Source organism: Dyella jejuensis (assembly GCF_044904675.1).
GTDB classification, from domain to species: Bacteria; Pseudomonadota; Gammaproteobacteria; order Xanthomonadales; family Rhodanobacteraceae; genus Dyella_B; species Dyella_B jejuensis.
The window spans coordinates 121052-144351 of record NZ_JADIKJ010000004.1 but is presented as its reverse complement, the minus strand read 5'-3'; the positions used below and the strand labels follow the sequence as shown (position 1 = coordinate 144351).

Here is a 23300-nt window from a genome sequence, read left to right as displayed (position 1 = left end):
ACAGTCCACGCTAAAAAAACGCATAAATTGGCGCTCGATTTTTTTCAAATTTTCATGCATGACTTTATATATGGATGCTTACCATCGTGAAGCAGCCATGACATTGACCACCACACAGAGCACGGAGCAGCACACGCATCATTAAAAACGTAAAGACTGGGGAGTATTTACCTTGAACATTCAGCAGCAAAAAATCGTTCTTGCGATCCGCACAGCGTTGATACTGGGCAGCTGCGCGTTGACAACCGTCACCCTGGCGCAAACCCAAAGCCCCAACCCTTCATCTCCTGCCACACAAGCTTCCGCACCGGGCACTTCCGCCCAACCTGCGCAGGCGCAGGGGCAAACCACGCAACCGGCCGCCGTGCAGAATGGCGGTGTAGCGCCGCCACCGCAGAACAAGACGGTAACCCTGCAAGGCGTCACCGTTACCGGCTCGCTGATCCGCAGCGTGGACGTGGAAACGGCGCAACCGGTCACCGAACTCTCGCACGAGGCGTTGCAACAACAAGGCTTCGTCAGCGTCGGCCAGATTCTGCAGAACGTGCCTTCGGTCGGATCTTCCGGCACCAGTAACCAAAGCTCGCTGGGCAATATCGTCGGCCAGTACGCCAGCCTGCGTGGGCTCGGCGCGCCGCGCACCCTGATCCTGGTCGACGGCCATCGCTACACCACCGACATCTTCGGCCAGACCGACCTGAGCACGATCCCCAGTTCGCTGATCGACAGCGTTGAGATCCTGCAGGACGGCGCATCCTCGATCTACGGTTCCGACGCCATTGCCGGCGTGATCAACATCCACACCAGGAACGTGGATGGCCTGTACCTGGACACCTATAACAGCACTTACTCGCCCGGCGGCGATGGCAAGACCAGCCAGTTCAGCCTGACCGGCGGCAAGAAGTTTTCGCGCGGCTCGTTCACGTTCAATATGTCCGTGCAGAACATCAATGGGCTGATGGCGGACCAAGTCTGGTTCAGCCGTTATGGCTATGGCAGCGTGCCGCAATATCCGCAGAGCGTGCAGCCTTCGAACTTCGGCACCATCCTTGGCGCAACCAATCCGATTACCGGCGCCTCGCTCAACCTGCCCTTCCCGCTCACGGTCAACGCGGGCGAGAACGGATTGAACATCGCCAATTACCATCCCAATACATTCGGCGTCATTTACCCCACGCCGTACTACGCCAACGACTATGCCAATCAGGCCGGCTACGAAACGCTGCTGCCGGACAATCGCCTGCGTTCGTACACCCTGAAGGGCGATTTCAAGGTGACCGATCACATCACGGCCAACTTCACTGGCACCTATAACACCAACAATGCCACCGACTATATCGGCGGCTATCCGCTGAGTTCGCAGACGCCGGCCAACGGCACCAACCTCGCGGCGGCGCTGGGCCTGCCCGTTGGCAGCCTGGGTGCGGCCTGGTTTCCCACGTTGTCGCCGAACAGCTACTACAACCCGTTGCCGGGCAACAATGTCTCTTTCAGCCTGCCGTTGTACGAGCCCAATCGCGTCACGGTCAACAACATCAAGCAATACGGCTTCCGGGCCGGGTTGGAAGGCGACTTCTCATTCGGCGAGAACGAATACAACTGGGATGTGGGCTACAGCGACTATCGCTACATCCAGGACATGGGCGGCGGCGGCAACTTGAACCTGGTGAATTTGTACAACGCCTTGGGGCCCTCCTTCATGGGGCCGAACGGCGTCGTGGAATGCGGAACGCCAGGCAACGTGATTGCCGGTTGCGTGCCCCTCAACCCCTTCTCCGGCGCAGGCGGGCTTACGCCGGCGGAACTCAATTACCTCAACTACAGCTTCTTTACGCATTCGTGGAGCGAACAGCGTGATGTGGAGGCCAATTTCAGCGGCGACATGTTTACGTTGCCACAGTCGCTCGGCAGCGGCGACGTGACGTTCGCCGTGGGCGCGGATCACCGCGACGTTTCCGGTGGCGTCACGCCCGATATCTATACCCAGGAAGGCCTCAACACGAACCTGCAGCAGAACCCCGGCGAAGGTTCGTATGGCATCAACGAAGCCTATGCCGAGGTCAACGTTCCGCTGTTGAAGGATATGACCGGTGCGCAGTTGCTGGATTTCGACGTCTCGCACCGCTTCTCGCATTACACCAACTTCGGCGACACCAACAACAACTCCTACAAACTGTCGTACAAGCCGATCGATGACCTGCTGGTTCGCGCCAGCTACGGCACCGGCTTCCGCGCGCCGTCGATTTCCAACCTGTACGGCGGCACGATGCAGAGCTTCACCAGCTACACCGATCCTTGCGACGTCAACTTCGGCCTGACCGGCAATCCGGTGGTCCAGCAGCGCTGCCTCAACGGTTATGCCGGCTTGCCCGCGGTCAGTCCGGGCTTTACCCAGCTGACTGCGACCGGGGTACCCGTCAGCAGTCCCAACAGCACCAGTACCACGCCCTATTACACCGGCGCCAACCCCAGGCTGAGACCGGAAACTTCCAAGAGCTACACGGCGGGTATCGTCTACAGCCCGAGCTGGTTCAACGGCTTCAATGTCACGCTGGATGCGTACCGGATCCGCGTCGACAACGTGATTACCCTGCCCTCCGCCGACAGTATCCTCGACAATTGCTATTTGCTCGGCGAAGCAGAGCAGTGCGCGCAGTTCCAGCGCTCGGCGACAAATGGACAGGTGATCGACCTGCTGCAGGCGGTGGTCAACGAGGGTTTCATCGATGAGCGTGGCACCGACTTGACCATGAGCTACCTGTTCCCCGAAACGCCGGTCGGCAAGTTCAAGATCGATACCAACGGCACCTACATCAATGCGCTGAAGGAACAGGATGTCGCCGGCGGACCGGTGATTACCTACGACGTGGGCACGTATGATCCGATCCTGGGGCCGATATGGCGCTTCCGCGATACCACCAACCTGAACTGGTCATACGGCAACTTCGGCGCTACCTGGACGATCCGCTACTTCTCTTCGCTGAAGGAGTCATGCCGCCCGGATACGCCGCAGCTGGCCGAATACTTTCCTTGCCCCGATCCCACCGGCAGCGTACAGGGACAACAATCCGGCGTGTATCGCCAAGGCAACCTGGCCTTCAACGATTTGCAGGTGAACTGGAACGCCCCCTGGAAGGGCCGCATTTCCGTGGGCGCCACCAATATCTTCAACCGGCATGCACCGTTGACGTATACCGGCGCGGAAAGCGTGATCGGCCCGCTGGGGCCGACCGGTACGGACGGCTATACGGCCTTTGCCTATAACCCGGAGTATGACTTCGGTCGCGTGCTTTACTTGAAGTACACCCAGCAGTTGTTCTGAGCCGACGCATGCGGCGGGGCGCATGAAGCGCCCTGTCGTCGGCGGCACCTATGCGGGCCGGATCTCAGGATTCGCGCGCAAGCACGCCTTGCTGCTTGCGATGGCGCGCACGCCATGCTGCCCAGCGCTCACCCAGGCAGGAGAAGATCACATACAGCGCCGGCGTACTGAGCAGGGTCAGGCTTTGCGAAATGATCAGGCCGCCGATCAGCGCGATGCCCAGCGGGCGGCGCAGGTCCGAACCTTCGCCCAGGCCGATCGCGATCGGCAGCGCGGCGAGGATCGCCACCATCGTGGTCATCATGATCGGGCGGAAGCGCACCAGGCTGGCTTCGCGCGCGGCTTCCAGCGGCGTCTTGCCGTGCTCGCGCTGCGCGACGAGGGCGAAGTCGATCATCATGATCGCGTTCTTCTTCACGATGCCGATCAGCAGCACCAGTGCGATCTGCGCGATCACCGACAACTCCGTGTTGGTGATCCACAGCGCCAGCAGCGCGCCCACGCCCGCCGCCGGCAGGGTCGAGAGGATGGTCACCGGATGGATCAGGCTTTCGTACAAAATGCCGAGCACGATGTAGACCGTCACGATCGCGCCGAACACCAGCCACAGCATGCCGCTCTGCGACTGCTGGAAGCGGCGGAAGTCACCGCCCACGTTGAGCTTGATATCGCCCGGCATGCGCATGTTCGACGCGGTAGCCTGCACGATCTGCAAGGCTTCGCCCATGCTGACGCCCGGTGCGAGATTGAAGCTGAGGTCCATGGTGCTGTACTGGTTCATGTGCGACACCTGGGTCGGCGCAAGGCCCGGTACCTGATGCGCAAACGCAGATAGCCGCACCATCGTGCCGTTGGTGGCCGGCACCAGTATCTCGTCGATGGACCTGGGCGTGGCTGTCTGCCCGGGCAAGGCGTTGACCACTACTTTGTATTGGTTGAGATCGGAGTAGATGGTGCTGACCTGGCGCTGGCCGAAGGAATCGTAGACCACCGAATCGATAGTGCCGATGTTGACGCCCAGGCGCGCCGCACGGTCGCGGTCGATCACGATGTTCTGTTGCAGGCCGGCCTCGTCCAGGTCGCTGCCGACGTCGCGCAGTTTATGATTCTTGCGCAGTTCGGCGACCAGCCTGGGCAGCCACTGTTGCAGCTCCGCGGTGTCGTTGCCTTGCAGGGAAATCTGGTATTGCGCGCCCTGGCTGGTGCCGCCGCCGAAGCTGGGCAGATCCTGGATGGCGCGCAGGCGAACGTTGAGGTCGGGATATCGCGCTGCTTTCTCGCTGAGGCGCGTCAACGCGGTGAAGGTGTCGTCGGTGCGACCTTGGGCGTGCGATTTCAACTGGATGTCGAACGTGCCGGCGGCGCCCTGGCGCGTGCTGCCTAGGCGCGAGCCGACCACCGCCACATCGCGGTCGCGCAGCAGCATGTCGATCAGGCGTTGCTGGCGCTGGACCGAATCGTCGAACGATACGGTAGCGCCCGAGGTGGCGCGACCGCGGATCAGGCCAGTGTCCTGCGCGGGAAACAAGCCGGTCTTGATCTGGCCGGACAGGGCAATCAACACTGTCAGCGCGATCAGGAACAGCGGCGTAAGCGAGAACAGCAATGCGTGGCGCAACGAGAAATCGAGCGACGCCTGGTAGAACTTGAGCATGCCTTCGTGGAAGCGATCCACTGCGCGCCCCAGCCGCGACGGCTTGCCAGGGTCACGGTGGCCGCTGAGGAAATGCGCGCACAGCGAGGAGGTGAGCGTCAGCGATACCAGTGCCGACATCACGATGGCCGCGACCAGCGTCAGGGTGAACTCCTTGAAGAACATGCCGGTGATGCCGCCCATGAACAGCAGCGGGATGAACACCGCGACCAGCGAGGCGGTGATCGAGACGATGGTGAAGCCGATCTCGCGCGCGCCGGCCAGCGCCGCTTCCATCCGATTCATGCCCTGGTCGATGTGGCGGATGATGTTCTCGATCACCACGATCGCATCGTCCACCACGAAGCCGATCGCGATCACCAGCGCCAGCAGGGTGAGATTGTTCAAGGTGAAGCCCAGCGCGTACATGATCACCGCCGCGCCCGCCAGCGACAGCGGCACTGCCACGGCAGCGATCAGCGTGGGCGCCAGCCGGCGCAGGAACAACGCCATCACCAGCACCACCATGGCCAGGCTGATCAGCAGCGTGGCCTGCACTTCGTGCAGGGATGCGCGGATGGTCGGCGTGTCGTCGAAGTACGGGGTCAGCGTGGTGCCTGGTTGCAGGAAGCTGCGCAGCATCGGCACTTCCGCCTTGACGCGGTCGACCGTGCCGATGATGTTGGCATTCGACTGCTTGTACACGTACATCAGGATCGCCGGCTTGCCCTGGAACCAGGCGGCCTGGTACGCATCCTGCTGCCCGTCGTAGACGTTGGCGATGTCCTTCAACCGCACCGGCACGCCCTTGCCATTGGTGGCCACCACCAGGTTGGCGAAGTCGCTGGCGGTATGCAGCGCATCGTTGGCCTGGACCGCCATGGTGGTCTTGCCATCGGACAGGAAGCCCTGCGGCTCGAACACGTTGGCCGCGGTCAGCGCGTTGCGCAGCTGGTCCGGCGAAATGCCCATGGCATTGAGCGCGCGCAGGTTGACGTCGACGCGCACCGCCGGCGTCGCGGCGCCAAGGATGTCCACTTCCGACACGCCGGTAAGCTGGCGCAGGCGTTGTGCCAGCAGCGAGTCGGCCACGTCGTACAGGTCGCGCGCCGACTGCGTTTCGGAGGTCAGCGCAAAAGCGATGATTGGATCGTCGTTAGGATTGGCCTTCTCGTAGCTGGGCGGACTGTTGAGGCCGGAAGGCAGGTCCGACTGGGCCGCGTTGATGGCCGCCTGCACGTCGCGCGCGGCGTCGTCGATATTGCGGCCGCTGTCAAACATCAGCAGGACCTGCGTACTGCCCAGCGAACTGGACGAACGCATGGTATCGATGCCCGGCACCTGGCCCAGGTGGCGCTCCAGCGGCGCCGCCACGGTGGCGGCCATGGTCTCGGCGCTGGCCCCGGCCTGGCTGGCGGAAACGAAGATCACCGGAAACTGCATGTCCGGCAGTGCGGATACGCCCAGCAGGGAATAGCAGATCACGCCGATCACGAAGACACCCATCGCCAGCAGCGAGGTGCCGATCGGGCGGCGGATGAAGGGACCGGAAATGTTCATGCCTGGATCAACGTGCTAGGAGCGGATTGGTTGAGCCGCACATCCCTTCCGCGCTCCGGGAGAAGATGGCCCGAAGGATCGGATGAGGGGCCATGCCTGCGTCAACAGCTTTTCGAAGCGTGCCTGGGTGGTTGGCTGCGCAAGAGCGGCCCCTCACCTCACTCCTCTCCCCGGAGGGGAGAGGAGGCAAGCGTCAGAAGCACGTATTTCAAGCTGTGCCACGCGGCGCGTGACGCAGCGCTCGCCGCTCCCTGCGCTCGCGCAGCCGATCCGAGAACCGTTCCATGTACAGGTAGATCACCGGCGTGGTGTACAGCGTCACCAGCTGCGACAGCAGCAGGCCGCCGACGATCGACACGCCCAGCGGACGCCGCAACTCCGCGCCGATACCGTTGCCCAGCGCCAGCGGCAAGGCGCCGAGCATGGCCGCGGCGGTGGTCATGATGATCGGGCGGAAGCGCAGCAGGCAGGCGCGATGGATAGCCTCGCGCGGCTTCATGCCGGTGCGCTGCGCCTCGATCGCGAAGTCGATCATCATGATCGCGTTCTTCTTCACGATACCGATCAGCAGCACGATGCCGACGATACCGTCCACCGACAGGCTCATGTTGCACAGGATCAGCGCCAGCAACGCGCCCACGCCGGCCGGCGGCAGGGTGGAGATGATCGTGATGGGATGGATGTAGCTTTCGTACAGCACGCCCAGCACGATGTAGATCACGATGATCGAAGCCAGCAGCAGCAGCGCTTCATTGGTCAGCGACGAGGAGAATTCCGCGGCCTTGCCGATGAACTGGCCGCGCACCTGCGGCGGAAAGTTCAACTGCTGCTCGACTTGCCGGATGGCATCCACCGCCTCGGACAGCGAATAGCCGGGCGCAAGATTGAACGACACCGTCACGGCCGGCAACTGCTGCTGGTGGCTGATCACCAGCGGCGCATTGGTGACCTGGGCACTGACCAGCGAGGCCAGCGGAATGGTGCCGCCGGCACCGAGGATGATGCCGGTGTTGGCGACGCCGATGCCGGTAGTGGTGGACGAATTGCTCGAGGTCGCCTGCCCAAAGCTGGTCGCATTGCTGCCGGTGAGCGCGCCGCTGCCGTTGCTCTTGACCGTCAGCTGATTGAGCAGCGCGGTACTGGTACGGAACTGCGGCTCCACTTCCAGCACCACGCGGTACTGGTTCAACTGGGTGAAGATGGTGGAGATCTGGCGCTGGCCGAACGAGTCGTACAGCGTGTCGTCGATGGTCTGCACCGGCACGCCCAGCGTGCTGGCCTTGTCGCGATCGATGGCGAGCTTCAGCGCCGTGCCCTGGTCGGCCAGGTTGTTGTCGACGTCGGCCAGTTCCGGCCGCTGGCGCAAGGCCTGGGTCATCTGCGTGGCATAGGTGGCCAGCTCCTGCGCATTCACGTCGGACAGCGAGTACTGGTATTCGGTCGCGGCCACGCGCGTATCCAGCGTCACGTCCTGCACCGGCTTGAGGTACAGCGCCACGCCGGGAATATCGGCCGCGTCGTTCTGCAGGCTGGCCACCACGTCATCCAGGCTGGCGCGCTTGCTGCGGTCCTTCAGCACGATGCTGAGCTGGCCCTGGTTGAGCGTGGGATTGATCGAACCGGCACCGATGAAGGCCGCCACGCCTGCCACGTTGGGATTTTTCCGCAGCGCGTCGGCCACCGCCTTGGTGCGCAGTTCCATCTGTGGAAAGGCGACGTTCTGGTCGGCCTGCACCACGCCGGTGATCATGCCGGTGTCCTGCTCGGGCAGCAGGCCTTTGGGAATCACGATGTACAGGAAGATCGTCACGGCGACGGCCACGAACGCCACCACGATCATCAGCCGCTGATGGTCAAGCACCCAGTCCAGCGATGTTTCGTACATGCCTACGGTACGCGACCACACCGTGCGCTTGCCGGCCGCGGCGTGGCGCTCGTGCGCGTCGTCGCCTTCCGGCAGCGCATCGGGCTTGAGCAGGTAGGCGCACATCATCGGCGTGAGCGTCAGCGACACCAGCATCGAGATCACGACGGCGGTAGCCAGCACCCAGGCGAATTCGTGGAACAGGCGTCCGGTCACGCCCGGCATCAGCAGCAGCGGCAGGAATACCGCGATCAGCGATACGGTCAGCGACAGCACGGTAAAGCCGATTTCCTTGGCGCCGATCTCCGCCGCTTCCTTGCCTTCCTTGCCCTGCTCGATGTAGCGCACGATGTTTTCGATCATCACGATCGCATCGTCCACCACGAAGCCGGTGGCGACGGTCAGCGCCATCAGCGAGAGGTTGTCCAGCGACATGCCGGCGAACGACATCACGCCAAACGTGCCCAGCAACGACAACGGCACCGCCACCGACGGAATGATGGTGGCCCACAGCCGGCGCAGGAACACGAAGATCACCGCCACCACCAGCGCGATGGTGAGCAGCAGGGTGAACTGTACGTCCTCCACCGAGGCGCGGATGGTGACGGTGCGGTCGGCGAAGACGTCCAGGTGTACGTCCGCCGGCAACACGGCGCGCAGCTGCGGCAGGATCTGCCGGATCTGCGCCACCGTCTGCACGATGTTGGCGCCCGGCTGGCGACGGATATCCAGCAGCACCGCCGGCTTGCCGTTCGCCCACGCGGCGAGCTGGTCGTTTTCAACGCCGTCCACCACCTTGGCCACGTCGGAGAGGCGCACTGGCGCATTGGTGGTGCTGTTGTACGAAATGATGGTGTTCTTGTATTCGGCCGCGGTCGCCAGCTGGTCGTTGGTGGAAATGGTGTACGACTGCGTCGCGCCGTTGAGCGTGCCCTTGGGCGCATTGACGTTGGCTTCGGTCAGCGCATTGCGCACGTCTTCCATGGTCAGGCCGAGATTGGCCAGCTGCGCCGGATTCACCTGGATGCGCACGGCCGGCCGCACGTTGCCGGCAATCGACACCAGGCCCACGCCCTGCACCTGCGAGAGCTTCTGCGCGAGGATCGAATCGGCCAGGTCGTTCACGTCGCGCAGCTGGCGGCTGTCCGAGGTGAGCACCAGCGTGATGATCGGCGCATCGGCCGGATTCACGCGGTTGTACACCGGCGGATAGGGCAAGGTGGTCGGCAGCGTGCCGCGCGCCTGGTTGATCGCGGCCTGCACATCCTGCGCCGCGATGTCGATATCGCGATCCATGTTGAACTGCAGCACGATGGTCGAGAGGCCCGCCGAGGAGTCGGAGGTCATCATGTCCAGGCCGGAGATCTGGCCCAGGTTGCGCTCCAGCGGCGTGGTCACCAGCGAGGCCATGGTGGAAGCACTGGCGCCCGGGTATTGCGTGGTAACCACCAGGCTGGGCGCTTCGATTTCCGGTAGCGCCGACACCGGCAGTTCGCGATAGCCGAGTATGCCCAGCAGCATGACCGCCACCATCAGGAGCGCGGTGGCAATGGGTCGACGGATGAAGAGTGAGGAAAAGCCCATGCGAAATACCGTTTAGAGGTCAGCTCCCGCTCCCCTCCGGGGAGAGGGTTGGGGTGAGGGGCCGGGCTTGCCGCCGGTTACATGACATCCGGTCATCGCCTGGCCTTTGATTTTTCTCGAAGACACGCATCGCGAGGCTGTCCCCTCACCCTGCCCTCGCCCAATGGGGAGAGGGCAAGGCATGGGCCGCATCAGCCGCCACCACCACCGCCAGCATTGCCGCGGCGGCCGCCGCCCTTCTTCCACTTCTTCTTGTCCGCATCCGAAGCCGTCGGCGCGGCCGGCACTTCACCGGGCTTCAGCGCCTGCACCTTGCTGCCGGGCTTGAGGCGGAACTGGCCTTCCGTTACCACCTGGTCGCCATCGGCCAGGCCCTTGCTCACCATCACATGGCTGTCGCCCACTTCGCCGGCCACGGTGACCGGCTGCATGGCGACGGTCTGGTCCGGCTGCAGCTTGTAGACGAAATCGCCGTCCGGACCGCGCTGCACCGCCTGCGCCGGGATGACCAGTCCACCGGCGACGGTGCGCACGCGCAGTTGCACGTTGACGAACTGTCCCGGCCACAGCGTGCTGCCGGGATTGTTGAACTGCGCACGCAGCTTGAAGGTACCGGTGGTCGTATCGATCTGGTTGTCGACCACTTGCAGGAAGCCGGTGGTATCCAGCGGATGCGCATCGGCACGATCCAGCGCGATTACCTGCAGCTTGTCGGCGCCGTTCTGGAATGCATCGCGCACGGTCTCCAGGTTCTGCTCGGGCAGGCTGAAGATCACGTAGATCGGCTGGATCTGCGTCAGCGTGACGATCGAGGTGGTGGTGGTGACCACGTTGCCCGGATCGACATTGCGGATGCCGGCCACGCCATCGATCGGCGAGACGATCTTGGTGAAGTCCAGCTGCACCTTGGCCGAGCGCGCACTCGCTTGATCGGCGATCACGGTGGCCTTGTACTGGGCGACGTTGTTGCGGTAGGTATCCATGTCGAGGGCGGCGACGTAGCCGTTGGCGACCAGCTTCTGGTTGCGCTCCAGCGTGCTTTGCGCGGTCCCCAGCGACGCTTCGTCCTGGTTCTGCTTGGCCACCGCCTGATCGTAGGCGGCCTGGAAGGTGCGCGGGTCGATCTGGGCGATCACGTCGCCCTTCTTCACCGCCTGGCCTTCCTTGAAATTGATGGTCCACAGCTGGCCGGCCACCTGCGGATTGACCGTGACATTGTTGAGCGCGGTCACCGTGCCCAGTGCGGTGAGGTAGACCGGCACATTCTGCTTGGCCGTGGCCTCCACCGTTACCGGCACCGGTGCGTTGTCACCACCGCTGCCGCCAGGCTGGCTGGCCTCCTGGCCCGCATGGTGCCTGCGACCTGCTTCGCCGTGCTCACCGGCGGCTTCGGGTTTGTGCAGCAGGCGGAACGCCACGCCACCCACCACGAGTACGGCGATCACGATCAACGCGATCTTCCAAAAACGCGACATGTGAAACTCCTGGAATAAAAACGGCCGAGCCACCCGACTGTGCCGGTGCGAACATTGCACGCTTACCTGGAAGCAAGCATAGGCTCTGCTCAACGAGATTGGACAATGCCGGTTGACACAGGTGCCTTATGACCGATGGCAGGGTCCGCGCGTCAAAGATTAGCAGCGAAACATGACTCGATGGCTGCATGGACAGATGCGCGCCGCCGTGCGCGGCCCCGCCGGTCGAATCGCTGCCGGGCCGGCGCGCGCGTATCGGCAAGACTCAAGCTCGGCAAGACCAAGGTCTCAAACTTGCCGCAGGCTTCGTCTATACTCCGGAACTTGTTGTCCGCTGCGGCTCCATCGGCCGCGGCGCATGGTCGCCCAGGGGCGGCAAGGCACGCCACGGCGGCCGTGGCGGCTTTCCAGATTGATCATTCGATGACTGGAGTAATTGCGTGAGCGGTTCCATGAGCAAATCCGACCAGAGCTTCCTGCGTCAGTTCTCGCTGCTTATCGCCGGCCTCGGCGTACTGACCCTGGTCCTGATCTTCACCGCCTGGACGATTTACGAGCGCGAGCCGAAGGAAACCGATCCGCAAGCCGCGCAGCAACTTTCCGCCAGCCTCGCCCCGAACGGTGCGGTGTACGCGGGCAATACCGGCCGCGCCGCCATGGAAGCCGCGCAGCAAGCCGCCGCCAAGGCCGCCGCCGCGCAGGTCGCCTACGGCGGCACCACCGACGGCAAGACCATCTACGACAACCTTTGCCACAGCTGCCATACCGCCGGCGTGGCGGGCGCGCCGATACTGGGCAACAAGGCCATGTGGGGGCCGCGCATCGCCGAAGGACTGGACACGCTGGTACAGCATGCGATCAACGGCTACCACGGACCGGACGGCAACACGATGCCCGCCAAGGGCGGCAATCCCGCGCTGACGGATGCGCAGGTAAAGGCCGCGGTGACCTGGATCGTGAGCCAGGCGAAGTAACCTTCGCGCACTACCGCCCGACGCCGCCGGCGGACGGCGTTGTCGTTCGATGCCGCCATGGATCCGCTCCGGCGGCCAGCACTGTGACACCAGCCGGCAGGCGCGAAAACGCGACGCGGGCCAGCCGGCTATCATGAGCGCCATGACACCCGCTGCTCCTTTCCCCGATCCGTCCAGCTTTCCCGACGGGCTTTGCGAATTCACGCTGCAAGGCCCGGTCGGCCCGCTCGAAGCCATCGGCGACGTCGCCGAGCGTCCCGGCGCGCGCCGCGGCGTGGCGGTGATCTGCCATCCCAATTCCAAGGATGGCGGCACCATGCGCAACAAAGTGGTGACCATGCTCGAACGCAGCCTGCGCGAATGCGGATTGGACACCTTGCGCTTCAATTTCCGCAGCGCCGGCGAATCGGCCGGCGACTACGACCATGGCAAGGGCGAGAGCGACGACCTCGCCGCAGTAGTGGCGTGGGTGCGCAAGGTGCGTCCCGACGATGGGTTATGGCTGGCCGGATTTTCCTTCGGCAGCTACGTCACCCTGCGCAACGCCGTCCGCTTGCGCGCCGATGCGCTCATCAGCATTGCGCCGCCGGTCGGCCGCTGGTCCCACGAAACATTGGCGCTGCCCAGCTGTCCCTGGCTGGTGGTGATGGGCGAGGAAGACGAAGTGGTCGAACCCCAGGCGGTGTTCGATTGGATCGACAGCCTGGAGCGGCCGCCCGAGCTGGTCCGCATGCCGGAGACCGGCCACTTTTTTCACCGCCGCCTGATGGACCTGCGCGGCGCGGTGAAAAACGTCATCAAGCATTGGTTGCCACCCGTCCGGGATTGACGTTTCCGCGCAGCCTGTGGGCACGGGCAAATAACTTCTTGAGCAGGCTTTCCAGCTATGGCCGACACACCCCCCGGCGCGCCGAGCGCACGTTACCAGGAAGGCATTGCCGCGCACCGCTGGAGCGCCGACCCTGCGCAGCTGGCCGTGCTGCCGGAATTCGATCGCATGCATGCGACGCTGTGCGCCAGCGTGGATACCAGCCACGGCTTGTTCGGTCGCCTGAAATCACTGCTCGGCGCGGACGAACGCACGGCGATACCGGGCCTGTACCTGTGGGGCAGCGTCGGTCGCGGCAAAACCTTCCTGATGGACCTGTTCGCCGCCAGCCTGCCGCATGGATTGGTGTTGCGCCGGCATTTCCATCGCTTCCTGGGCGAGGTGCATGAACGCCTGCGCGAACTGGGCGAACGGCAGGATCCGCTGGTTGAAGTGGCGGCCGGCATCGCCGCGCGCTGCCGGGTGCTGTGCCTGGACGAATTCCTGGTCAACGACATCGGCGACGCGATGATCCTGGCCAACCTGCTCGAGGCCCTGTTCGCGCGTGGCGTCACGCTTGTCACCACCTCCAATACCGCGCCGGCAAACCTGTACCAGGACGGTTTGCAGCGCGCCCGCTTCCTGCCCGCGATCGCCTCGATCCAGGCGCATTGCCACGTGGTCGAGATGATTTCCACACACGACTGGCGCCTGCGCGCGCTGACGCACGCGCCGGTGTATCACACGCCACCGGGCGCCGAAGCCGAGCGCGCGCTGTCGCACATCTTTTCCAGCCAGGCGCAGGGCGAGGTCGTCGACGGCGGCACCATCGCGATCAACGATCGGCCGATTCCCGTGCGCAAGCGCGCGGACAATATCCTGTGGTTCGATTTCGCCGCGCTATGCGACGGCCCGCGCGCCGTGGCCGACTACATCGCGCTGGCCAAGTCCGGCCCGGCAGTGATCGTTTCCAACGTGCCGCAATTCACTCTCTACAGCGAAGACCCGGCCAAGCGTTTCGTGCAGCTGGTCGACGAGTTCTACGATCGCCACGTCAAGCTGATCCTCTCCGCTGCCGCGCCGATCACCGAGCTGTATGACGGCGAACGGCTGCGCGCCGAATTCGGCCGCACGGAATCGCGCCTGATCGAAATGCAGAGCGAGGAATATCTCGCCCTGCCGCATCGCGTGGAATAGCACGATCAGGCATAACTCCATTCGACCGGCTTCATGCGCGCGATGAAATGCCGCAGCACGGGTGGCTCATAGGTGAATTCCAGCCCCCTTATCTCGCCGGCCCGACGTTTCAGGGCAATCAGCGCGTCGGCGACATAATCCATGTGGTCGTTGGTATACACGCGCCGTGGAATCGTCAGACGCAGGAACTCCACCGGCGAATCCTTTTGCACGCCGCTGTCCGGATCCCGTCCCAGCAGCAACGAACCTATTTCGACACTGCGGATGCCTGCTTGCAGATAAAGCTCATTATTCAACGCCTGGGCCGGGAACTGGTCGGAAGGGATGTGCGGCAGGAATAATTTGGCGTCGATGAATACGGCGTGTCCTCCGGTGGGTTGCTGGATCGGCACGCCGCCTTGTTGCAGGAGCTTTCCAAGATACGCAACCTGTCCGATGCGATAACTGAGGAAGTCCTCGTTCATGCCTTCCTCGATGCCGATGGCCATGGCCTCCATATCACGTCCCGCCAAGCCGCCATACGTGACAAAGCCCTCCATCGGCACGCAACGAATCCGCACCTCGTTGAACAGCGCTTCATCGTCCCGGAAAGCGCATAGGCCACCGATGTTCACCATCGGGTCTTTCTTCGCAGACATGGTGAGCATGTCGCCATAGCCGTACATCTCAAGCACGATGTCCTGGATGGACTTTTCCGAATAACCAGGCTCGCGATGCTTGATGAACCACGCATTCTCGCAAAAGCGCGCCGAATCGATCACCACGGGTATCCGGTGCCGTTTGGCGATCCGGTAGACCTCGCGCATGTTGCTCATGGCGACCGGCTGTCCACCGGTGCTGTTGCAAGTCACCGTGACAATAATCGCCGCCACGGTATCGGCGCCATGCTCATGGATCGCCGCGCGCAGCAGGTCAAGATCGAAATTGCCTTTCCAGTCGTAGTGCGTGGCGGTATCAAACGCCAAAGGCGTCACGACATTGATGGCCCTGCCGCCATTCAATTCGATATGCGCAGCGGTCGTATCGAAGTGAAAGTTGGAAATGAAAACCGGCTTTTTCTCGCCGCATTCCCGTTTCTTCCTGGCAATCAGACATGGAAACAGAATCTGTTCGGCGCCCCGTCCCTGGTGCGTGGGAATAACAAAGGGATATCCGATGAGCCGCTTCACCTTGTCGCGAAGATGAAAGAAGTTGCGTGAGCCGGCGTAAGCTTCATCGCCGAGCATCAATCCGGCCCACTGCTTGTCGCTCATGGACCCGGTGCCCGAATCGGTCAGCAAGTCGATATAAACGCTGTCGCTCGGCAATAGAAATGGGTTATAGCCCGCATCGGCAAGCGCATGCTCGCGCTCCTCGCGCGTAGTCATGCGGATGTTCTCGACCATCTTGATGCGGAACGGCTCAGGAATGCGTTTCATCGCTCCAGGCTCCTTGTCCAAGTCATAAACGCAAAACAGATAGGGGGTCGCCCCAGCCAAGCACCTGGCGACCATTAGCTGATACGCGAAAAAAACCGACGTGCGATGACGATGCCGCTTCACGGCATTAAAGACGCTTGCAGCGCGGAAGCCCTGCTGCTCGCGGATAGTGAGTGGCGCATTGTCGATCAACAGTGAAGAATTTCCCGGAAAAAAGCGGGCCAATTGACCCACTTACGATGGAATTGCCGCTGGCGTTTTTCGATAGCGATGCCGGCGCACGAAGCAAGCGATACACGTTCACCCATTCAAGGGTGCAACCTCTCCGCCATGCTTGATCGCCATCAGGTCGTTTCAGATCCAGCGAGCGGAACCGAACCGATAAGGCGCCTACTTCTCCGGCACCGGCGCAAGCTGCTACCGTCAACCATTCGATGACACCTGGAACCAGCATGCTCAGCATCCTTGCCTTCGCCGCACTGGCGGGCGCCCCGCAAACCGCGGCGGCCCGCGATACCTTTGATGCGCGCGTGCAACGCGCCCATATGGCGGAGGGGGCGGCCAGCGGACCGGCTTATCAGAAGCAGTTCTGGAACAAGACCGGCCATGCAATGACCGATACGTACCGCAGTTGCATCGATAGCCATGGTGGCGACAAGACGCCATTTACGCTGGTGGCCGATATTTCGCCGGATGGCCATCCGCTCAACGTGGAAGTGGTTGCGCCGATACCGGTGGCGCGTTGCGTGGCCGCGCAGTTTTCGACCTGGACATTTCCCGCGCCGCCGACGTTCGGCGGCTCCGCCGATTACCCGATCGTGATCGACATGAGCGTGAAGTAGGCCGCACATGGCCACGGTACTGATTCCGCTTCCCGGCATGGACTACGATCCCAGCGAGGTCGCCGTACCGTGGCGCGTGTTATCGCAGGCTGGCCATAAGATCGTATTCGCCACGCCGGACGGCGCGATCGCATCGGCTGATCCGCTCATGCTGAGCGGCGCAGGGCTCGATGTGTGGGGCCGCGTCCCTGGCCTGCGTCGCTTGCGGCTTTTTGGTTTGTTGCTGCGTGCGAATCGGGATGCGCGCAAAGATCATGCGCGATTGCAATACGACGCGGCTTATCGCGCACCGTTGCGATGGGACGGCGTCGACATGGCATCCATCGATGCCTTGCTGCTGCCGGGCGGTCATTGCGCGCGCGGCATGCGCAGCTATCTGGAAAGCGGCCAGCTGGCGTCCTTCGTCAGCACTTGCTTCGCCGACCGCAAACCCGTCGCCGCCATCTGCCACGGGGTATTGCTGGTTGCGCGTACACGCCGCGCCGATGGGCGTTCGGTCTTATATGGACGCCGCACGACCGGGCTGACGTGGGCGCTGGAAAAGTCGGCCTGGTCGCTGACGCGCATCACGCGCTATTGGGATCCGGATTATTACCGCACCTACACCGAATCGGCGGGACAACCCGCAGGCTACATGTCGGTGCAGCAGGAAGTGTCGCGCGCGCTGGCCAGTCCAGCCGATTTTCTCGACGTGCCGCACGACGCACCGCATTATCGCTGCAAGACTTCCGGCCTGGTGCGCGATAGCGATACCGACGACACGCCGGCCTTCGTGGTGCGCGACGGCAACTATCTGTCCGCGCGCTGGCCCGGCGACGTGCATCGCTTCGCACGTGAGTTTGCCGCCATGTTGAACGAAGGAACCCTGCGTTGATCACCGTCCCGCCCCGGCGCTCGCGCAACGAGGATGCCCAAGCCATCTTCCGGGTCGGCAACGGCAGCTTCCTGGAAATATCCGAGCCGTTCTGCATGGTCGACATGTTTGCGTGGCAAGACTCACGTGCCGTAAATTCAGGCGTGCGCGCAAACGGCAGATCGATACGCCATGTCAGCTAGCGATTGGATGTTCGGGCTGGAAGATACGTTGGGAAAACTTCCCGATAGCCCGGACGTGTTCCGTTTCCACTATGGCCTGCGGCATGGTTCGAGGAAAGTCGGACTCTATGCGCCCCGAGGCATTGACTCGCAATCACCCCACAAGCAGGACGAGCTCTACATCGTCATCCGTGGCACTGGCGAATTTTTGAAAAGCGAAGAACGCCGTTCGTTCAAAGCAGGCGACGTCCTGTTCGTGGAAGCGGGTATCGAGCATCGGTTTGAGCATTTCTCCGCCGATTTTGCCACCTGGGTGATTTTTTGGGGGCCCGATGGCGGCGAACACTAGGCATCACAACATCCTGGCGATTTTCCGGGTTGTTTCGGGCAATTTCCTGGAGATGTACGACTTCATGGTCTACGGCTATTACGCCCCGGCCATTGCCAGGACGTATTTCCCCAGCCACAGCGCGTATGCCTCCTTGCTGCTTACCCTGCTCGCGTTCGCCGCGGGCTTCGTGATGCGCCCGGTCGGCGCGATCGTGCTGGGCGCGTACATCGATCATCACGGGCGGCGCCGCGGGTTGATCCTTACCCTGGGCCTGATGGCGATCGGCACGCTGCTGGTGGCGGTGGTTCCCGGCTACGCCACGATCGGCGTGCTGGCGCCGCTGCTGGTAGTGGCGGGGCGTTTGCTGCAAGGTTTTTCGGCCGGCGTGGAACTGGGCGGCGTATCGGTATATCTGGCGGAAATCGCCACGCCCGGGCACCGCGGCTTCTACTGCGCGTGGCAGTCGGCCAGCCAGCAGGTGGCGGTGGTGTTTGCTGCGCTGCTCGGCCTGCTGCTGCAATCGTGGCTGCCGCCGGAAGCGGTTTCCGCGTGGGGCTGGCGCATTCCGTTCCTGATCGGCTGCTTGATCGTGCCGTTCCTGTTCCTGCTCCGCCGTTCGCTGGAAGAAACCGAGGCCTTCCTGGCACGCCGCCGCCCAGACGTCGGCACGATCTACCGCTCGATGCTTGCCAACGGTCGCATCGTGCTGGTCGGCGTGGCGCTGGTGATGATGACCACGGTGTCGTTCTATCTGATCACCGCCTATACGCCGACCTTCGGCGTGGAAGTGCTCAAGCTTTCGCAGGCCGATGTGTTCGTGGTGACGTTGTGCGTGGGGGTGTCGAATTTCATCTGGCTGCCGTTGATGGGCGCATTGTCCGATCGCATCGGGCGCCGCCCGCTGTTGCTTGGCTGCACGGTGCTGGCGCTGCTGAGCGCCTACCCCGTATTGCACTGGCTGGTCGCGGCGCCGGACTTCGGCAGGCTGCTCGGCGTGGAATTGTGGCTGTCCTTTATCTATGCCAGCTACAACGGCGCGCTGGTGGTGGCATTGACCGAACTGATGCCCGTGGACGTGCGCACGACCGGCTTCTCGCTGGCCTATAGCCTGGCCACGACAGTCGGCGGTTCCAGCCTGGCGATATCGCAGTGGCTGATCCATGCCACCGGCAACAAGGCCGCGCCGGGATTGTGGCTGTCGTTCGCGGCGCTTTGCGGCCTGACGGCAACGCTGGTGGCGTTCCGCGATCCACGCAGCCGCACGCAACATCTTGCTTGATGGCTGTCATCGCAGGCTGGCGGACGCAACCCCCATCTTCAACAACACCACGCCCAGCGACGGCACCTCGAACACGTGCTGTCGATCGACATTCCCCAGGTCGCGGTGCTGCCACAGGTCGCGCGCCGGCACTGGACCGCTCAAGCCCAGCGCCTTGAAATCCAGCGTGGCGCGCAACGAATGATTGAGCGTATTGACCAGCGCCACCGCCAGCGTGCCGTCGGACAGCGGGCGCGCCCATAGCTGGATCGGCCCTTCCTGCATCACGCGATTGCCCGGGATGCCGCGGGTATCCTGGTCGATCGCCAGCACTTCCCGGTTGGTAAGCACCTCGCGGGCATGCGCACTCATCGCCGACAGATCGTTGCCGGCCATCAGCGGCGCGGCAAGGATGGCCCACAACGTCATATGGGTGCGTTGCGGATCGAGCTGGTCCAGGCCCTGGTTGCCGATTTCAAGCATGTCGGCGTCGTTCCAGTGGCCCGGTCCGGCGTAACGCTGCAGGCCAAGCTGCGCGCTGGCGTTGAACATCATGCTGTCGTAGTTGGCCTGGATATCGTCGGTGGTGCGCCAGAGATTGGCGCCGACTTCCGGCCCCCATTCCCATACACGTCCCCAGCCGTAGCTGCACAAGGCATAGACGATCGGGCGTCCGGTGGCATCCAGTTGCCGGCGCATCAGGCAATACGCCGCTTTCATCATCGCGGTTTGCTCGGCTTCCGGCTTGCCTTCGATGTGCCGGTGGAAACTGCACAGGTCGTACTTCAGGTAATCCACGCCCCAACTGGCGAACAGGCGGGCATCCTGCGCCTCATGGCCATAGCTGCCGGTGAAGCCGCCGCAGGTGGTTTCGCCGGGCGAGGAATAGATGCCAGGCATTCGCCGAGGGCCGGGCCCGTGGTAGCTGACGACGGCGATTGCGGTGCTGGCGTAACGCCGGCGTTGCCTGGAAATCATGAACATCGCGCAGGCCGCGCCCCGTCTGGGCTCGTGCCGCTTATCCACCGCTTATCCACAATTTCTTGGGTTGACCGAACCCCGCCACCCCGATATGTTGTGCCCCGTCGGTCGCCGAACTCGAACAATTTCGAGTCCGGTTCGAGGGAATCCGGTGTGAATCCGGAGCTGCCCCGCAGCGGTAAGCGGAAACAAAAGCCCTTTCAGCACTGGCCCACGGGCCGGGAAGCCGGGTGAGTAGGCGGGCCGCAAGGCCCATGTCCGCGAGTCCGAAGACCTGCCGACACGGCATGGCCGGAGTGCCAGGCCGAAGGTGACGGCCTCCGCGGGGAGGCGTGTCGCGCGACGCGGGATGCCTGCCCGCAACGCGCGATCGACCGCGGTACCGCCACATCAGCCCTGCGCGCGGGAGCAGGCGGTTGAATCCCTGGAGCCCGTCCCGATCGAACCGGATCTACATCCGGCCTGGGCAGGTTCCGCCACTCGGAGCATCCGACATGCAGCCTCTCGATACCGAATCGCGCGAGCGCAGCGCCGCCCGCGCGGACACGTCCGCTTTTTCCGCCGACGCCGACGCGCCGGCCACTGCCCAGTACGCACCGATGTCCGCCACCGCCCAAACCCTTGCTCCCAGTGAACCGTTCGCCCTCACCCCGCCGCACAACCCCGGCCAGATGCGCGTTACCAAGCGCAACGGCGGACACGAGGTCGTCGACGTCAACAAGATCGTGCGCGCCGTAACGCGCAGCGCCGAAGGATTGCATGCGGTCGATCCGCTGCGCGTGGCGCTGAAGACCATTGGCGGCCTGTACGACGGCGCCACCACGCAGGAGCTGGATCAGCTTTCCATTCGCACCGCCGCCGCGCTCACCGCGGAAGAACCCGAGTACGGCCAGCTGGCCGCGCGCCTGCTCGGGGCGTTCATCGACAAGGAAGTGAGCGGCCAGGAAATCCAGAGCTTCTCGCAGTCCATCGCGCGCGGCGCGGAACTGGGCATCCTCAATGCGCGCCTGCGCGATTTCGTCACCGCCAACGCGCGCAAGCTCAACGATGCGATCGATCCGCTCGCCACGCGCCGCTTCGAATACTTCGGCCTGCGCACGGTCTACGACCGCTATCTCCTGCGTCATCCGCAACTGCGCAAGGTGATCGAGACCCCGCAGTATTTCTTCATGCGCATCGCCTGCGCGCTGGGCGGCAACGAGATCGGCGAAACGCTGGAGCTGTATCGCCTGCTCTCCTCGCTGGAATACATCGCCAGCTCGCCCACGCTGTTCAATGCCGGTACCGCGCACGAGCAACTGAGTTCATGCTTCCTGCTCGACTCGCCGACCGATTCGCTCGAATCGATCTACGAGAAATACGGCGACGTGGCCAAGCTCAGCAAGTTCGCCGGCGGCATTGGCCTGGCCTATTCGCGCGTGCGTTCGCGTGGTTCATTGATCAAGGGCACCAACGGCCATTCCAACGGCCTGGTACCGTGGCTGAAGACGCTGGATGCCTCGGTCGCCGCGGTGAACCAGGGCGGCAAGCGCAAGGGTGCGGCCTGCGTATACCTGGAGCCGTGGCACGCCGATATCGAAGAATTCCTCGAACTGCGCGACAACACCGGCGACGAGGCGCGCCGCACGCATAACTTGAATCTCGCCAACTGGATCCCCGACGAATTCATGCGCCGCGTCGAGCACGACGGCCATTGGTCGCTGTTCGATCCCAAGGTGGTGCCGCACTTTGTCGACAGCTGGGGCGAAACGTTCGAGCGCGCCTATCACCAGGCCGAGGCGGAAGGGCTGGCGGTCAAGACGGTGAAGGCACGCGAACTGTACGCGCGCATGCTGCGTACCCTGGCGCAGACCGGCAATGGCTGGATGACCTTCAAGGACCGCAGCAACGCCACCAGCAACCAGACGGCCAAGGCCGAAAACGTCATCCATCTGTCGAATCTGTGCACCGAGATCCTGGAAGTCACCAACGCCGGCGAGACGGCGGTGTGCAACCTGGGCTCGATCAATCTCGCGCGCCATGTGACGGATGGAGCGTTCGATTTCGCCAAGCTCGCCAGTACCGTGCGCACCGCCATCCGCCAGCTCGACCGCGTGATCGATCTCAACTTCTATCCGATCGATACCGCTGCCGTCGCCAATCGCAAGTGGCGCCCGGTCGGCCTGGGCGTGATGGGCCTGCAGGACGTGTTCTTCAAGCTGCGCCTGCCGTTCGATTCGGCCGAGGCGCTGGCCCTGTCCACGCGCATCGCGGAAGAGATCTACTTCAACGCGCTGTCGCAATCCAATGCGTTGGCCGAACAGCACGGCGCGCATCCGGGATTTGCGGAAAGCCGCGCGGCGAACGGCGAATTGCAGTTCGACTATTGGCCCGCCGCCACGCCGCATGATAGCGCCCGCTGGGACGCGCTGCGCGAAGCGATCAAGGCCAACGGCCTGCGCAATTCGCTGCTGATCGCGATCGCGCCGACCGCTACCATCGCTTCGATCGCCGGTTGCTACGAGTGCATCGAGCCGCAGGTCAGCAATCTGTTCAAGCGCGAAACGCTGTCGGGCGACTTCCTGGTGGTGAATCGCTACCTGGCGGACGAACTGAAGACGCTGGGGCTGTGGACGCCGGAAGTCCGCGATGCGATCAAGCTGGCGGAAGGTTCGATCCAGGGCATCGCCGCCATTCCCGAACGCCTGCGCACGATCTATCGCACGGTGTGGGAACTGCCGCAGAAGGCCTTGATCGACCTGGCCGCCGCGCGCGGCGCGTACATCGACCAGAGCCAGTCGCTGAACCTGTTCATGGAGAACCCGAACATCGGCCAGCTCAGCTCGATGTATATGTATGCGTGGAAGTCGGGAGTAAAAACCACCTATTACCTGCGCTCGCGACCGGCGACCAAGATCACCAAGACCACCGTGACCGCGCCTGCGGTGGCGACAATGGCGCCGGATGCGCAGGAAGCGGCCACCGCCGCCGTGTTCTGCTCGCTGGAGAACCCGGAATATTGCGAGGCCTGCCAGTAGC

14 protein-coding genes and 1 riboswitch are annotated in these 23300 nt (G+C 63.3%); of the genes, 9 read left to right on the top strand and 5 right to left on the bottom strand.

The features are described from left to right. The first annotated feature begins 172 nt into the window (after nucleotides 1–172). Complete coding sequence (locus ISP15_RS05575) at nucleotides 173–3322, top strand: TonB-dependent receptor plug domain-containing protein (RefSeq protein ID WP_404545937.1); 3150 nt, start codon at nucleotides 173–175, stop codon at nucleotides 3320–3322. 64 nt (nucleotides 3323–3386) lie between these two features. Here ISP15_RS05575 and ISP15_RS05570 read toward each other — a convergent pair whose 3' ends face one another. The 3 genes from ISP15_RS05570 to ISP15_RS05560 form a co-directional block, all read right to left on the bottom strand. Further along, a complete protein-coding gene (locus ISP15_RS05570; protein WP_404545935.1) occupies nucleotides 3387–6515 on the bottom strand; it encodes an efflux RND transporter permease subunit in 3129 nt (1042 codons plus the stop codon). A gap of 208 nt (nucleotides 6516–6723) precedes the next feature. Beyond that, the gene (locus ISP15_RS05565; RefSeq protein ID WP_404545934.1) at nucleotides 6724–9963 is read right to left on the bottom strand and encodes an efflux RND transporter permease subunit; all 3240 of its coding nucleotides are present in this window, start codon (nucleotides 9961–9963) and stop codon (nucleotides 6724–6726) included. 191 nt (nucleotides 9964–10154) lie between these two features. Beyond that, nucleotides 10155–11438, bottom strand: a complete 1284-nt coding sequence (locus ISP15_RS05560) for an efflux RND transporter periplasmic adaptor subunit (RefSeq protein WP_404545933.1) — start codon at nucleotides 11436–11438, stop codon at nucleotides 10155–10157. Between the two features lie 452 nt (nucleotides 11439–11890). Between ISP15_RS05560 and ISP15_RS05555 the strand changes: the two genes are divergently transcribed. From ISP15_RS05555 to zapE, 3 genes are all read left to right on the top strand, one after another. After that, on the top strand, nucleotides 11891–12412 hold the full coding sequence (locus ISP15_RS05555) for a c-type cytochrome (RefSeq protein WP_404545931.1): 522 nt from the start codon (nucleotides 11891–11893) through the stop codon (nucleotides 12410–12412). Between the two features lie 142 nt (nucleotides 12413–12554). Beyond that, nucleotides 12555–13241, top strand: coding sequence for an alpha/beta hydrolase (locus ISP15_RS05550; RefSeq protein ID WP_404546044.1), 687 nt, complete (start codon nucleotides 12555–12557; stop codon nucleotides 13239–13241). 57 nt (nucleotides 13242–13298) lie between these two features. Continuing rightward, nucleotides 13299–14417, top strand: a complete 1119-nt coding sequence (gene zapE, locus ISP15_RS05545) for a cell division protein ZapE (RefSeq protein ID WP_404545930.1) — start codon at nucleotides 13299–13301, stop codon at nucleotides 14415–14417. A gap of 5 nt (nucleotides 14418–14422) precedes the next feature. Here the strand turns inward: zapE and ISP15_RS05540 are convergent, their stop codons facing one another. Next, nucleotides 14423–15835 (bottom strand): tryptophanase, encoded by a 1413-nt coding sequence (locus ISP15_RS05540; protein WP_404545928.1) that lies wholly within the window; start codon nucleotides 15833–15835, stop codon nucleotides 14423–14425. A gap of 452 nt (nucleotides 15836–16287) precedes the next feature. Between ISP15_RS05540 and ISP15_RS05535 the strand changes: the two genes are divergently transcribed. The 4 genes from ISP15_RS05535 (at nucleotide 16288) to tcuC (ending at nucleotide 19322) form a co-directional block, all read left to right on the top strand. Next, a complete protein-coding gene (locus tag ISP15_RS05535; RefSeq protein WP_404545926.1) occupies nucleotides 16288–16677 on the top strand; it encodes a peptidase C13 in 390 nt (129 codons plus the stop codon). Between the two features lie 7 nt (nucleotides 16678–16684). Further along, nucleotides 16685–17551, top strand: coding sequence for a type 1 glutamine amidotransferase domain-containing protein (locus tag ISP15_RS05530; RefSeq protein ID WP_404545925.1), 867 nt, complete (start codon nucleotides 16685–16687; stop codon nucleotides 17549–17551). A 189-nt stretch (nucleotides 17552–17740) separates the two neighbouring features. Further along, nucleotides 17741–18061, top strand: coding sequence for a cupin domain-containing protein (locus tag ISP15_RS05525; protein WP_404545924.1), 321 nt, complete (start codon nucleotides 17741–17743; stop codon nucleotides 18059–18061). Then, nucleotides 18045–19322: an MFS transporter gene (tcuC, locus tag ISP15_RS05520; RefSeq protein ID WP_404545922.1), complete on the top strand. Its 1278-nt coding sequence runs from the start codon at nucleotides 18045–18047 to the stop codon at nucleotides 19320–19322. Before ISP15_RS05525 ends, tcuC begins: the two co-directional genes overlap by 17 nt. A gap of 6 nt (nucleotides 19323–19328) precedes the next feature. Here the strand turns inward: tcuC and ISP15_RS05515 are convergent, their stop codons facing one another. Beyond that, complete coding sequence (locus ISP15_RS05515) at nucleotides 19329–20279, bottom strand: glycoside hydrolase family 27 protein (protein WP_404545920.1); 951 nt, start codon at nucleotides 20277–20279, stop codon at nucleotides 19329–19331. Nucleotides 20280–20370: 91 nt separating this feature from the next. Further along, nucleotides 20371–20578: riboswitch (cobalamin riboswitch) on the top strand. A 303-nt stretch (nucleotides 20579–20881) separates the two neighbouring features. Here ISP15_RS05515 and ISP15_RS05510 point away from each other — a divergent pair. After that, nucleotides 20882–23299: a ribonucleoside-diphosphate reductase subunit alpha gene (locus ISP15_RS05510; protein ID WP_404546042.1), complete on the top strand. Its 2418-nt coding sequence runs from the start codon at nucleotides 20882–20884 to the stop codon at nucleotides 23297–23299. Nucleotide 23300 lies beyond the last annotated feature (1 nt).